The sequence below is a fragment of the Pseudomonas sp. BP8 genome, from assembly GCF_017875955.1.
Classification (GTDB): Bacteria; Pseudomonadota; Gammaproteobacteria; order Pseudomonadales; family Pseudomonadaceae; genus Aquipseudomonas.
Genome location: NZ_JAGINK010000001.1, coordinates 2,212,700 through 2,225,699, shown reverse-complemented (window position 1 = coordinate 2,225,699; position 13,000 = coordinate 2,212,700). Strand labels below are relative to the sequence as shown.

Sequence of the window (13,000 nt, the reverse complement as noted above, 5' to 3'; positions counted from 1 at the left end):
TTATGGCGCGCAGATTTTTGCATCTTGTCAGTGTCAGCTGAACAGATGGTATACCTTGGCGGCGTTTTTCGCCTGACGGATTTGCATCATCTCGTCGACTAAAGTTTGACGCTCGCCACTTGCAACCTCAATTAAATGGCGATAGACCTCGAGCAATTGCTCAAGGCTGGCCCTTACAGCGCTTTCATTTTCAGACGCTTCAGCCAGTACGTCTTCGACGCACAGCCGACACTCGAGGTCGAGTTCGCCCACCGCATCCCAGTCGCGCCCGGCCAAAGCAGCCAGCAGCGCTTCGCGGGTCTGCTCGATACGCTCGATAACCTCGCTCATGACAGTCTCCTTGAATCAGCCTTCAGGCTGCTGGTCGGCGATCGCGTCCCAGCCTTCCTTGACCGTGATCAGCAGGCGCGCGACTTCGTCGATGATGGCTGGATCACTCTGCACGTTGGCCTCAACCAGGCGGCGGCTCATGTAGGTGTAGAGGTTATCCAGCTCTGTCAGGCTCTCGGCGTGGTTTTCCAGGTCGAGACCCTCGCGCAGGCCGCCGATGATGTCGATGGCCTTGCCGATCAGGATGCCCTTCTGGGCGATATCCTTGCGGGCAATCGCGCCCTTGGCCTGGGCCAGACGATCCAGACCACCCTGCATGAGCATTTGCACCAGGCGGTGCGGGCTCGCCTCGGACGTCTGCGCCGCACCGTTGACTTTCTGGTATTGCCGAAGGGCCAACATCGGGTTCATGTATCTACCTCGTTGCAGCGAAAAGGTTGCTTGTACCTTGTGTATCGCCGCCGCGTCAAAAAACTTTAGCGGCTGAAACAAAAAGCCCGGCGCGTCGATATGACGCAGCCGGGCTTTGCACGAGCAGCCAGGAATCAGGATTTCTTGGCTTGGGCGTTGATGGCTTCGAAGATCGAGGTGATCTGGTCGGCCTGGGCCTTCATCTTGCCCAGCGCGGTATCCAGGGCAACGTACTTCTTGGTCAACGAGTCGGTCAGCGAGTCAGTACGACGATCAAGCGCAGCCTGCTGCTCGGCAAGGTTCTTGGCCACTTTGTCCAGGTTCGTCTTGCGATTCGCCAGGCTACCATCGGTGGCGTTGTAAGGGTTAACTGCCTTGTTCATGCGTTCAAAGAGGCCATTGGCGCCCGTGAACAGCTCCTGCACTTCGCCACCCAGCTTCTTGTCGTTCATCGCCGCGGTGAACTTGGTGCTATTGAACTCCAAGCTGCCGTCTTTCTGGGTGTTGACACCCAGCTGGCTTAACGTGGTCAGACGATCACCCGAACCTACCTCAGTTAACACACTGCGTATGTCCGACAGTAATGAGCGCGTTGTAGGGTCATTGGTCAGAGAGCCCAACACCATATTGCCATCTTCGTCTGTGCTGGTACTGGTTAGCGACGAAATGGCCTTCTGCAGTGTGTTATAGGCATCAACGAAACCTTGAACAGATGTCTTCAGGCCGTCATTGTTAGCGGCTACCGTCACCTTGGTCGCTGTGCCAGCCGCACTGGCGCCAGTAAGCTCGAGCTTGATGCCACTGATAGCATCGCTGACCGTATTGGAAGCACTCTTTACCTCAAGACCATCGATCAGAACTACCGCATCCTTAGCGACCCCGGTAATGAAGCCCGCGCCGTTATCCTCCATGGACTGGGTACCATCGATGTCCAGGCCAAGGCCCGCCACCGAGATATCGGTGTTGGCACCGGTAGCAGTGGAACCAAGAACCAGACGCGCTCCATCTTTACCGGCAATGATGTTCGCGGAGAAACCGTTATCACCCAACTCTTTGTTAATCTGATCACGCACAGTCTGCAGCGTGGCGTCGGCCCCCACCTTCACGGTGTATTCTTTACCGCCCTGACTGATGACCAGGTCACCTTCAGCGATAGCATGGCTTGCACCACCACTGAATGGCTGGCTTGCAACCTTGGAGCTGGTCGCCACATTCTTGACTTCGATGCTGTAGGTACCTGCCACAGCCGTATTGCTGGCAGTGGCCTTTACAATTGCCTCACTTGCAGAAGATGCGGCGAAAGCATTGAACGAGGGCGCAGCTTTATCGTTGAGCTTGCCCATGGCCGTTGTAAAAGCCGTAAGGGCACTTCGCAGCGCGCCAACCCCTGAGATATACGCAGTATTGTTAGCAGTCTGCCGAGTAATCTGCGCCTGCTTGGCTGCAGTATCGGCGTTGACCAAGGCGGAAACGATCTGGGTAATGTTTAAACCAGAACCCAGGCCAGTACTGGAAGTAATCGGGCTTGCCATGCTGCTATCCCTCTCGTCAACGTGTCAGCCCACTCCTGCGGGACTAACATGCCTCACTTCATTGATATTCGCCGCCAATCATACCTTGGCGTCGAACAGAACACTGTTGACATCGCTCAGGCTGCGAGCGATCCGCAGAGCCTCCTCCGATGGCAGCTGACGAATCAGTTGCCCGCTATCGGTTGCGATGACTTTGACAACAATCTTGCCGGATTCTTCATCCGTGGAGAATGCCAGGTTGCGCTGTGACGCCTTCAGGAATTTTTCGATTTCCGAAACTGCACTCTTGACCTTTTCAGCATCCTTCGCCGCCAAAGAGTCTTCATCCACTTCGCGCTTAGCATGCTCCGCCTCGCGGGCAACCGGCTTTTCGGCAACCTGCTCAGCCGAACGTGCGGCCGGATACGACAGGTTCAGCTTGACGCTCATGTCCATGTCCACCACCTCGCAATGAAAAGGCGGGGAAGCACTGCAAGAGCACTTCCCCGCCAGCAACTAGGCAGATTAGCCCAGCAGCTTGAGTACTGCCGACGGCAGTTGGTTGGCCTGTGCCAGAACCGAAGTGGAAGCTTGCTGCAGGGTCTGCTGCTTGGTCAGCTGAGCAGTTTCAGAAGCGAAGTCGGTGTCCTGAATACGGCCACGAGCAGCTTCGGCGTTCTCGTTGATGTTCTGCAGGTTGTTGATGGTGCTGGTCAGGCGGTTCTGGGCAGCACCCAGGTCAGCACGGGTGGTGTTGATGTTCTGCAGTGCGTCATCGATACCGGTAACCACCGCCTGGAACAGAGTATCGTAGTCATCCGCCGTCATGTCAGAAGCAGACATAGCAATGGTGGAGTTTGCGTTCAGAGCCGACATGACACCAGTATCACTGGTGTCTACCGATGCGCTCAGAGTAATGGAGATCTGGTTGCCAGTACCGCCATTAGAGCCCACCTGGAAGGTCATGGTGCCAGCGTCACCGCTCAGGAGCTTCTTGCCGTTCAGCTCAGTGCTACCAGCGATACGGTTGATTTCATCCAACATCGCCTTGAACTCGCCGTTGAGGGCGTCACGGTCCTTGAAGCTGTTGGAGTCGCTTCGAGCCTGCAGGGCCAGTTCACGCATCCGCTGCAACATGTTGGTCTGCTCTTGCATCGCACCTTCAGCAGTCTGGGCGATGGAGATACCGTCGTTGGCGTTCTTGATAGCCATGGTCTGACCACGGATTTGCGAAGTCATGCGAGTCGCGATCTGCAGGCCTGCAGCATCGTCTTTGGCGCTATTGATCTTCAAGCCCGACGACAGGCGGGTCATCGAAGTGGCCAGTGCATCGGAAGCACGGTTCAGGTTTTTCTGAACGCCCAGAGAGGTGGTGTTGGTGGTAACGGTCAAAGCCATGACGAATTCCTCGTTGGATTGGGTACTGCGGCTTCCGGCCTTGGCAATTCGCCGGGTGTGGCACAGAGAACCTTCGTAATAGTTATCGTCGTCAAGGCGGGTTGCTTTAGGGGATTTTCAAAAAAAATTGCTGGCATCCTGCCAGCCCAATGAAATCAAGGTGTTGACGCCAGAAGTCTGGCGCACCGCCCATGCTGGTTTGGCGGGAACCGCAAAACCCTCATAAAAAAAAGCCGCCAGAAAGCGGCGGCGTTTGGTATCGCAAGAAAGGGTCAGTCACTGCGCTCGATAATAGCCGAGCCCCAGGATAGCCCGACACCGAAGCCACTAAGCGCGACGCGTTTATGCTGCGAGCCAAGCACGTGCTTTTCAACCAGCAATGGAATGCTCGACGACACGGTATTGCCGGTCTCGATCATATCCTTGACAAACTTATGCTTGTGCTCACCATCGTCGAAACGCGCTGAAACGGCATCGACAATTGCAGCACTGCCCTGATGGAGGCAGTACACGTCGACATCCTCAGCCCTGAGCTCACTCGCCTCAAGCAATTGCTGCAGATGGGCAGGCACCTTGACCAAGGCAAAGTTATATACCTGGCGACCATTCATGAAGAATTTGCCGTCAGTGGTGCGCAGATGCTCGGCACCCGCACCGTCGCTGCCAAACAGCGATTTACCTAACTGCCAGGCGGCATCTTCGCCCATCCAAGTGGCCGTGGCCGCATCCCCGAATAGCATGGTGGTATTGCGGTCCTCGGGGTCGACGATCTTGGAGTAAGGGTCAGCGGTGATCAGCAGGCCGTTCTTGAGGCCCGCCGCCTCCATGAAGCCTTTCATCACATAGAGGCCATAGACATAGCCAGAGCAACCCAGCGAAACATCGAAGGCAGCAACCGCGGTCGACAAACCCAGTTTGTGCTGAACGATAGCGGCAGTGTGCGGCAGCCCTTCAGCATCACCGTTCTGGGTCACGACGATCACCGCATCGATAGCGGCCGGATCGAGTGATGGATTAGCAGAGAACAGATTCTTTGCAGCTTGCACGCACAGGTCGGAGGTTTCCTGACCGTCATCTTTGCGCGGCAAGAAGGTCGAACCGATCTTGCCAAAGATAAAATCCTGATCTTTGCCGAATTTTGCGCCTTGGGCGTAGTTGTCTACCCCTTTAGCCGGCACGTAACTGGCGATACTTTTAATGCCAATCATATGGCTTCCCAATTCTGAAAAAGCAAAATGCCTGCTGAGCGGCACGAGCGTTTGCGGGGGAGGCAAAGCTCCTGGCAACACGCTTCATCAGCTCAGCCGTTCCCGGTTGCGGCAATCATATCAGTGAAGATGCTTGCCGTAACTTCCGAGTCACGTGCTTTTGTCTATTCCCGGGAGCAAGCGCAACGGCGCCCGCTTGGAATCCATTGCACGTTCAACCCAAGTATTGGTTGGGGCGCCCGATCAAGAGACGCCCTTGAAGCTGGTTACGCTCACCCGGCGCAACCTCTGATCAATTGACGACCGCTCTGATTACGTACTGTAACGGCAAGGCATCCTGCACGGCAGCTTCCGGGTCTTTGCCTGCCGCCGTCGCCATTGCATGGATAACCGGCAGATAGCGCTCGCGCTGGGGCTCGTCGAACACGCGCGGTATCCCCGCCTCCACTGTCAAACCCGCCTGGGTGAACATTTCCAGCATGGTGGCAAGTGTAAACCAACGGATATGCGTCCTGTCGAACAGGCCCGAGTCTTCATACCTGAAGTCTCCAACACTCAAGCGAACCTGAACACTCCAATGCTGGGCGTTCGGGATACACGCAACGATACTGGTACCTGGCGCGCTCGCCTGACGGATTATGTTCAACAGGTGCCACGGATCGTACAGATGCTCCAACACATCGCCAAAGACCCAGCAATCGGCCGCAAGATCCGTGGCCAGAAGGTCAGTAGTCACTGCCTCAATATTCATGTCCAGCACACGGTCACAATGCTCCCGGGCCAGCGCCGCGTAACTGGGTTCGATCTCGATCCCCGTGTAATGCACGCTCGGGTTCAGCTTCTTGTACTCACGGGCAAGTGCACCCGAACTGCAACCAATTTCCACCACGCGCGTTGCATTGACTGGCATTAATTTCAGAAGATCAGAATTGTGTCGCTGATGGACCGGTGTTTGGCTTTGCACGCTTTTCTCCTGAACGGTGGGATCTCGCTTTTCGTCATACTTGCTTTGATAGCGGCGCAAACCTTCTCGCCAGCTAGGTGTGCCGAACGCGCCCCCGCTCTCATGCACGACGCTAAGTGGCCAAGTCCCCATGCGCAGTCCTTTTGCCTCGGCCTGACGACAAAAGTCCATGTCATAAAAATGGAACTGAAACTGCTCATCGAAACTTACACCGGCCTGTACCAGCCGCTCACTATCGGCAGCCAGCAACAGCCCATCCAGCAGCTTGCATGCCTGCGGCGCCGGTCCGAAGTTAGAAACAGCGCATGGGAAACTGCTGCCATGCCCTACAGCGCCACTCAGGAAGCATTTGTCATCCCAGGTGAGCCGTTCGTCGACAAACGCCCACGCCGGTTGCCCCTCAACGCGGCGGGTGTTGCCTGCAAGGCCAATGACATCGAAGGTTTCAACCCCATCCCTTAACCGCTCCCCCCACCAGTAATCACATAGGTGTACGTCATCATGCACAAATACCAGGATTGCTGGATCTTCTTTGGCCTGATCGATGGCACGGTTGTACAGGGTCGACAGCCCTTCAGTATTGCGCGCGTGGAGCACCAACTCTACTGGATTAGACGCGTGATGAATCTGCAGGGACCGGCCCAATGCAGTTTTGCTCGGGAAATCCTCACGAGACTCACGCGTCGCACAAATAATTCGGATAGGTTTCATGTGGCTATCTGTCAATAAGTGGTTCATAGGGCAATACGACACTGAATTACAACGCTGCCAACCAGGCCAGCCCCGCACCGGGCGTTACCTTTTCATCGAAAGCGCGCCCGGTAAAAGCCTGCGGCCAACGTTCGCACAGCGCTTGCGCGACGCGCGTATCAAATGCCGATGCACGCCTGACGCTGACCTCAGACTGCGGTGCCCAGACCGCCATCAAACCCGCGTCCTGGACACGCAGGGAAAGGTCGATATCGCTCCCAGGCATGCCCTGCAATCCACCCACCTGCTCAAACAGACCCTTGCCCAACATCAAGCAATCGCCTGAGACGGCAGAGCAGCTACGAACCGATTGCTGCCAGCGCTGTTCTGCACTCAACCATGGCTCATGTATCCGCGGGCCATCGAGCAATTGATAGCCTGCGTGCGAGAGCGTCGCGCCCGCGCCATACAAGGCGCCGCCAACCACACCCACTTCAGGACGCTGGACTTCATTGAGAAGGCTTTCGAGCCAAGCAGGGCTCATCACTTCTCCTGCACCGGAAAATAGCACCAGGTACTCGCCCCGAGCCTGGCTGGCGGCCAGATTGAGCAAGTCGTCATGCGATCCTCCAGGCTTGCCCATCAACAATCGCACGCGGCTGCCCGCGCCCTGGGGAGCTTCGCCTTGAGGAGCATCAGCATCACCCACGCACGCTACCAGGATCTCATAGCGCGGGTAGCGAGTGCGCTGCACGATGCTGGTCAAGCAAGGCTGGAGCGCGGCAAGTCCGTCCATGCTGGCGATCAGGATGCTGACTAACGGCGTAGTGCCATGCCGGTAATCAATACCCAGGCCGGCCACACCCCGTTCACTGACATTGGCACGATAGCCAAGCTGTCTGAGGTGCCGTTCCAGTACCGTAACGGCCTCCTTAGTCATGGCCTCTGGCGACTGCTCGCCCAAAATCAAGTAGTCATCCAGATGAGCCAAGCTGGCCATCCCCTGAGCCTCTACAAGGCGCAGCAGCAGGTCGAGCTCCAAGGCTTGCGGCTGGCTTTCGCTGTATGCCCCCACGTCAAGCACTGCCTGACGTCGCATGAGCCAGTGCCGAGACATCAATCCAGGTTGACTGCGCAGCAAGTCCAGGTCGGCGCCTGGGCGTACCACGTCGTGCAACCGTCCCTGATCATCTCGCTGAACTTCATGGGCACAAATGGCCTGACACGCAGGTCCTTCGGCCAACTCCAAAAGCAGGTGCATGAGTCCGCCGGCGAGCACTTGCTCGCCAGCGTGCAACAACATCAACCATTCGCTGGGCAATTGGTGAATCACTTGGTTCAGATGAGCGACCCAGTTCTCAGGCGTGACTTGAACAAAATGAAGTGTTTCTTGGGAAGTCGTGATCACCGGCAGTTTGCCAGCTTTGAGCACCAGCAACTTGAAGTTGCGTACACCACTGCCTAGCAGACTATCGAAAGTAGCTTGTAATCCCGCATCATCATCGCCCAAGTCCAGCACCACAAAAGCGAGCTGAGGCGGGGGCGACTGCTCTAGTTGCTCCAGCACACGCTGACGAGCGACATCGTCCAGAATTGTGGTATCGAGCAGCGCGAGCAAATGGCCTGATGGGGTCGCGGCCAGCCCTTGCTCAGGAGAAAGTGCCGGAATTGCTGCCAACCGCTGGCACCAGTCCTGCAGTTCACGTACCGGGCGCTCATCGGTGTCTGCGGCCCATGATCCGGACAAGCGCAGGCAAACTTCGCGATTGAACATGCCTAACGCCATTGCTTGCAGATAACGCTGCTGCAGACTGCCAGGCGTGTCGTTGGCATGCACCTGCAACAATTCGCGCTGACGCACCCAAGCGCCTTCCAGGGCGCGGTAATGCTGCGCGCCAGCCGGCCAGGCATGACACAGGAATTCCAACTCGACCAAGCTATCGAACAACTCAATGTGGTAATACGGCATCTCAACGTACTGTTGTGGCGCGAACACTCGCCCAGGCGCCGCTGCGACACTCTTCCACGTCGAGGTAAACAACAATCGCTGTTCTGATGCGCCATACGTGTCGCGCACGAAGCGATTGAGCACGTCGAAGTTATCACTGCAAAGGCCAACGCCGGCCGAGTCCCACTCACGCAGCGTGCGTAGCGCCAATGTCAGACGCTCCTCCAACTGAGTCGCAGATAACGGGGACACCACATACTCACTCACCACATCGGTTTGCTCGAGACGCTCGATTTCGCCATGGGTCAGCAGCGCGTACGACAACCCCACACGCCAGGCAGGGAAATCGACAGCGTCTGGCAGATGGGTCAAAACAGCCTTCAGCGCTGATACACGCAATACAGCACGCCAAGCCTGCTGAGCGGCCTGAGCATAGACCTGCAGACGGCTAAGGGCGCTTTGTTCGGCCGAAGGTAACACTGCCGATCCAACCTTGTGATATGTCACCTCGCAATTGGCCGTGGCATAACCCAAGGCATACCCTTGCGCACCGATTGCCTGGGACGCCCCGTGCAAGAGCGCGGCTGCATTATCCAAAGCTGCCGGCAGGATGAAGTCAGCATCCAGGCTCAGCACCACCAAGGGCGTCGTCACTTGATCCAGCGCTTGCATCAAACGCTCTTTGCAAACCTCGCCCGAACTGACGCCATGCAATGACTCTAGCGCGACGCACGGCACGTCTGCTTGGCTGTAGTAATGATGCGCTCGTGCACGGGTATCGGCTTGCTCGTGGCCGAGCAGGATGACGGTTACATCACTGCGAGCCCCGGTAGTGATTACGCTCATAAAACACCTGTTTCAAATGATGGTTTAGCGCCCAGCCACGCCAGGCGCCGGAATTCAGTCGGCAAGCCAGGCGTTGGCCCAGTGCTGCAGATGGCGCGGCGCAAGCACGTAGTCGCGCAATACCGCTTCGCGAAGCCTATCGCCTTGGATATAGCTAGCGCCTGGGTCAGCAAGGTGCATACGAATGGCATCCAGCCACAATTCGGTTGTGTTTGAGCGGACCCGAGTGCATGGCAGGTAACCGTCGTAAGCCTTGGTGTCTGTACAGATCACCGGAAAGCCACAAACACCGTACTCCAGCAGCCGTAGATTGCTCTTGCAGTCGTTGAACAGGTTTTGTTCGAGGGGCGCCAAGGCAAGGTCGAGGTTAAGACTGGCCAGCTTGCGCGGGTACTGAGACAGCGGGACGCCCTTATGAAATTCCTTGATATAGGGACGCAGCATTTCCGGGCACATACCAAAAAACACCCAGTCAACCTCATCTGCAAGTGCCCGAACGACGCCCAGCATCAGCTCCAGGTCACCACGATGGCTCGTACCTCCCGCCCATCCGACTCGCGGCTTTGCGCTCGTCTGGCGCTGACTTGAAAGGCCCGTCCACAGTGATGCGGACAACATGTTCGGAACAACCCGAATATCACGGTGCAAATGCGACAGAGCGTCTGCCAGTGGCTCCGTGGAAACCACCAACCGGTCACACAGCCCGATCGCTTGACCCAATAGTTCACCGATATTTTTTGGCCGATTACGGATGTGATCATTTTTTTCAGACGGTTCGATCACGTAATCGTCAATTTCGAATATTCGCCGAGCACTGGAGTATTTCTTGAGCTCTGCGATTTCCTTGATGCTGTCGGCGGAATAGCGCAGTTGCAAGATCATCGTATCCGGCTTTTCCCGCTCTGCCGCTATAGGGTCGACTGCCTGATAACTGATCCGTCCTTGAATCCAGCCGGCGCGCTCCAGCTCTGAGAATGGCTGAATGACCCGATAATGCCCGATAGCGGACGTATTGAAAGGTAACGCCAGAACCGACGGCATTACCCGAGCGATAAAGGGATCCCAACCACTACGCAGCCCTGGCTCGAGCCTGAAGCCCCCTTGTATGAGGCTCAAGTTCTTATTGTAAGCCGGGTCATTGGCGACAGTGGGCAGCCAGCGCTGATAAAAGGCCTGCTGGTCAACATGCTCCTTGCTAGGTGCGCTAGAGGCCATGCGAGCCACTCTCGAAAACGGCGTCCAGACTACAAGGTAGCCTGCCTCACGCACCCTCAAGCACAGATCTGCATCGAACCAGCTTTGCTGCAGCGCCTGCGTATCCAAGCCTTGCAGCTCATTGAAAAGCTCACGCCGAATCATCAAACAATCCAGGCTCAACGCACTCCAGTTCTGTACCAGACGCGACCGGCCCAGATAGCTTTCAGCGTCAGCCGCATTCCCCGCAAACGGATTACCCGCAGGGCCGTTCAGACCCAGGACCAATGCACTGGGTCCAGCAGTACCATCGCGGGCATAAAGTTTCGGCCCGACTATTCCCACCTCGGGACGCTGGGCTTGGCTCATCAGCTCATGCAACCACTGTGCGTCAAACAGCGCGCACCCGACATCAAACAACAAGAGATAGTCGCCATACGCGTGTTCACCGCCCAGGTTCAGGCTTGCCGCCCCCGCCTGTACGTCGACCTCAAGTATACGCAACTGGTGACTGCCCATACCCTTCATGGCCATCAGCCAATCACGCACTTCAACAGGTTCATCCCCGCTGGCGATCAACAACACTTCATAGTTGCTGTAATGGGTGTACTCAAACAGCGACTCGACACAACGGCGCAACGTCAGCAGGTCACTGCCGACCTGAATCAAAATAGAGACGCTAGCCTGAAACTCGTGCTGATAGTGCACGCGGCTCGCCATACTCTTGGCAACTGCTTCAACTTCAGCTGCTACCCCCATGCGCGTCAAATGCGCACGCACCACTCCGGCGGCATGGGCTTGGACTGTCGGATCAAGCATCCAGTCGGCGTAGGTATGCTGGCTCTGCACCAGCAACTCGGGAATATGCTCGATTGCTGTTAAACCATGAGTTTCGACTAAACGCCAAATCGCATCATGGGGCGCCAGGCTGCCGAACTGGGTATCAAAACCTTCCAGGGCAGACAGCGCCTTGCAGTTGAATGCCAGCTGTCGACCTACGTAAGGCAAGCTGCGCATCAGATCCAAATTGAAGTCGGGCTTGAAAATCGGCTGGCTCGATTCGCGCCCATTGTAAGCACCTTCATCGCTGTACAGACATAAGCTGCTGGCATTCAATGCCATGCGCTCTGCCATGATCACCAGCGCGTGGGGATGTAGGCGGTCTCCCGCGCGCAACAGTAGCACCCAGTCCGCCGATGAGTTCGCCAGCCAGGCATTCACATTACCGAAGCCATCCTCATGGCGAAGCTGAAGCCGTACCCCCGTCACCGTCAATAAGGGCAGTTGACCGGTGCCCAGCACCTGAATATCGCTCGCGGCATATGACTGCTGAGCCAGGCTATCGAGAGTGGCACGAAGGGCAAGCTCTTCGCCTTCGTCGCAGAACACTACCGGCATAATACGGGGACGGCTTTGCCACTGCTCGACACGCTTGGGCAACAGCCGTTGCTGCCCCTCAGACAATGTTCGACACTCCAGCCAGTCAGCGTACAACTCTACGAAACTGAGGCTCTGAGCGCCCACCTGCTGATTGAAAGAAGCCATTTGCCGGCTAGTAAAGTTACGCATTTCCAGCTCTAGCCACACATCTTCAACGCCGCCAGTGTATGAGGGCATCGGCAAGTAACGCACCCATCCTTCGGCAGGTTCCTGCTCACCTGTTCGCGCGGCCAACATCTGCTGCAACCATTCAGTCTCACCCTTGGCCGCCTCAGTCATCGCCACGTGATAACTGAGCCTTCCAGCATGAATCCGTTCTACGCTCAGCACCTGTTCAAGGCTGGCCAAATGCCCACGACGCAGTAGGCAAATGTACAACGCCATATCTAATCGCGCACAAAAGCCCTGTCCATCCTGCACCAACATCTCCAGGTATTCCCCCACCTGGGCACGGCGGAAAAGTGCGTGGCTGATACCACCAAACAGGTTGACTGCATTCTCGGCAACACACGCCAACAGATCTGTACCATAGAGCACAGCAGTGGTCGGAGCGACCACTGCGTTGAGCGCTCGGGAAGGCAGCAAGATGTCATCGGCGTCGCAGACCAGCCGCTGGCTGATCACCATGTTCACCTGCTCATGATCACACAGCGCCCTCACCTGGAAGCTTATGCACTGGGTCATCAAGAGGTCATCGTCGCAGAGGAATTTAACCATCTCCCCTGTAGCGTGACCGAGGCACGCCTGCATGTTACGGGCGAACCCAAGGCGCCCTGGATTGCGCACGTAACGCAGTGCTACCGAAGACGTCTCGCTCAGCTCATCGCAAATCTTCTTGATCTCCTGACCCAGGCTGTCATCACATATGACGACTTCCAGGTTCGGGTAATCCTGGTTCAGCGCGCTGCTCAAAGTGCGGCGGAAGAAAGCGGGATTGAACGCTGGGATGGCGATGGAGACAAGAGGTTGTGCGTTCACGCGTTGCTCACTTAGCGATAAAACATTCAATGTCATCAGGCACGCCGTGGCGGTAATCTGTGTACAGGCCGCCTAGCACGAT

At 56.6% G+C, this 13,000-nt stretch carries 9 protein-coding genes; all 9 read right to left on the bottom strand.

Going from position 1 to position 13,000, the window contains the following annotated elements; all coding sequences use genetic code 11:
* Nucleotides 1–33 precede the first annotated feature (33 nt).
* The 9 genes from fliT to J3B00_RS09780 all read right to left on the bottom strand — a co-directional run bounded on the left by fliT (nt 34) and on the right by J3B00_RS09780 (nt 12,918).
* Nucleotides 34–330, bottom strand: a complete 297-nt coding sequence (gene fliT / locus J3B00_RS09820) for a flagellar protein FliT (RefSeq protein ID WP_209867152.1) — start codon at nt 328–330, stop codon at nt 34–36.
* A gap of 15 nt (nt 331–345) precedes the next feature.
* Nucleotides 346–741, bottom strand: a complete 396-nt coding sequence (fliS, locus tag J3B00_RS09815) for a flagellar export chaperone FliS (RefSeq protein WP_209867149.1) — start codon at nt 739–741, stop codon at nt 346–348.
* A gap of 134 nt (nt 742–875) precedes the next feature.
* Nucleotides 876–2,273, bottom strand: coding sequence for a flagellar filament capping protein FliD (gene fliD, locus J3B00_RS09810; protein WP_209867147.1), 1,398 nt, complete (start codon nt 2,271–2,273; stop codon nt 876–878).
* Between the two features lie 78 nt (nt 2,274–2,351).
* Nucleotides 2,352–2,708 carry a flagellar protein FlaG gene (locus J3B00_RS09805; protein WP_209867144.1) on the bottom strand — a complete coding sequence of 119 codons (357 nt, stop codon included), beginning with the start codon at nt 2,706–2,708 and terminating at the stop codon, nt 2,352–2,354.
* Between the two features lie 69 nt (nt 2,709–2,777).
* Nucleotides 2,778–3,650, bottom strand: a complete 873-nt coding sequence (locus tag J3B00_RS09800) for a flagellin domain-containing protein (protein WP_209867142.1) — start codon at nt 3,648–3,650, stop codon at nt 2,778–2,780.
* A 272-nt stretch (nt 3,651–3,922) separates the two neighbouring features.
* On the bottom strand, nt 3,923–4,858 hold the full coding sequence (locus J3B00_RS09795) for a ketoacyl-ACP synthase III (protein ID WP_209867140.1): 936 nt from the start codon (nt 4,856–4,858) through the stop codon (nt 3,923–3,925).
* Nucleotides 4,859–5,150: 292 nt separating this feature from the next.
* Nucleotides 5,151–6,533, bottom strand: coding sequence for a class I SAM-dependent methyltransferase (locus J3B00_RS09790; protein WP_209867138.1), 1,383 nt, complete (start codon nt 6,531–6,533; stop codon nt 5,151–5,153).
* A 46-nt stretch (nt 6,534–6,579) separates the two neighbouring features.
* Nucleotides 6,580–9,306 (bottom strand): glycosyltransferase, encoded by a 2,727-nt coding sequence (locus J3B00_RS09785; protein ID WP_209867135.1) that lies wholly within the window; start codon nt 9,304–9,306, stop codon nt 6,580–6,582.
* Nucleotides 9,307–9,360: 54 nt separating this feature from the next.
* The gene (locus J3B00_RS09780; RefSeq protein ID WP_209874723.1) at nt 9,361–12,918 is read right to left on the bottom strand and encodes a glycosyltransferase; all 3,558 of its coding nucleotides are present in this window, start codon (nt 12,916–12,918) and stop codon (nt 9,361–9,363) included.
* Nucleotides 12,919–13,000: the final 82 nt, after the last annotated feature.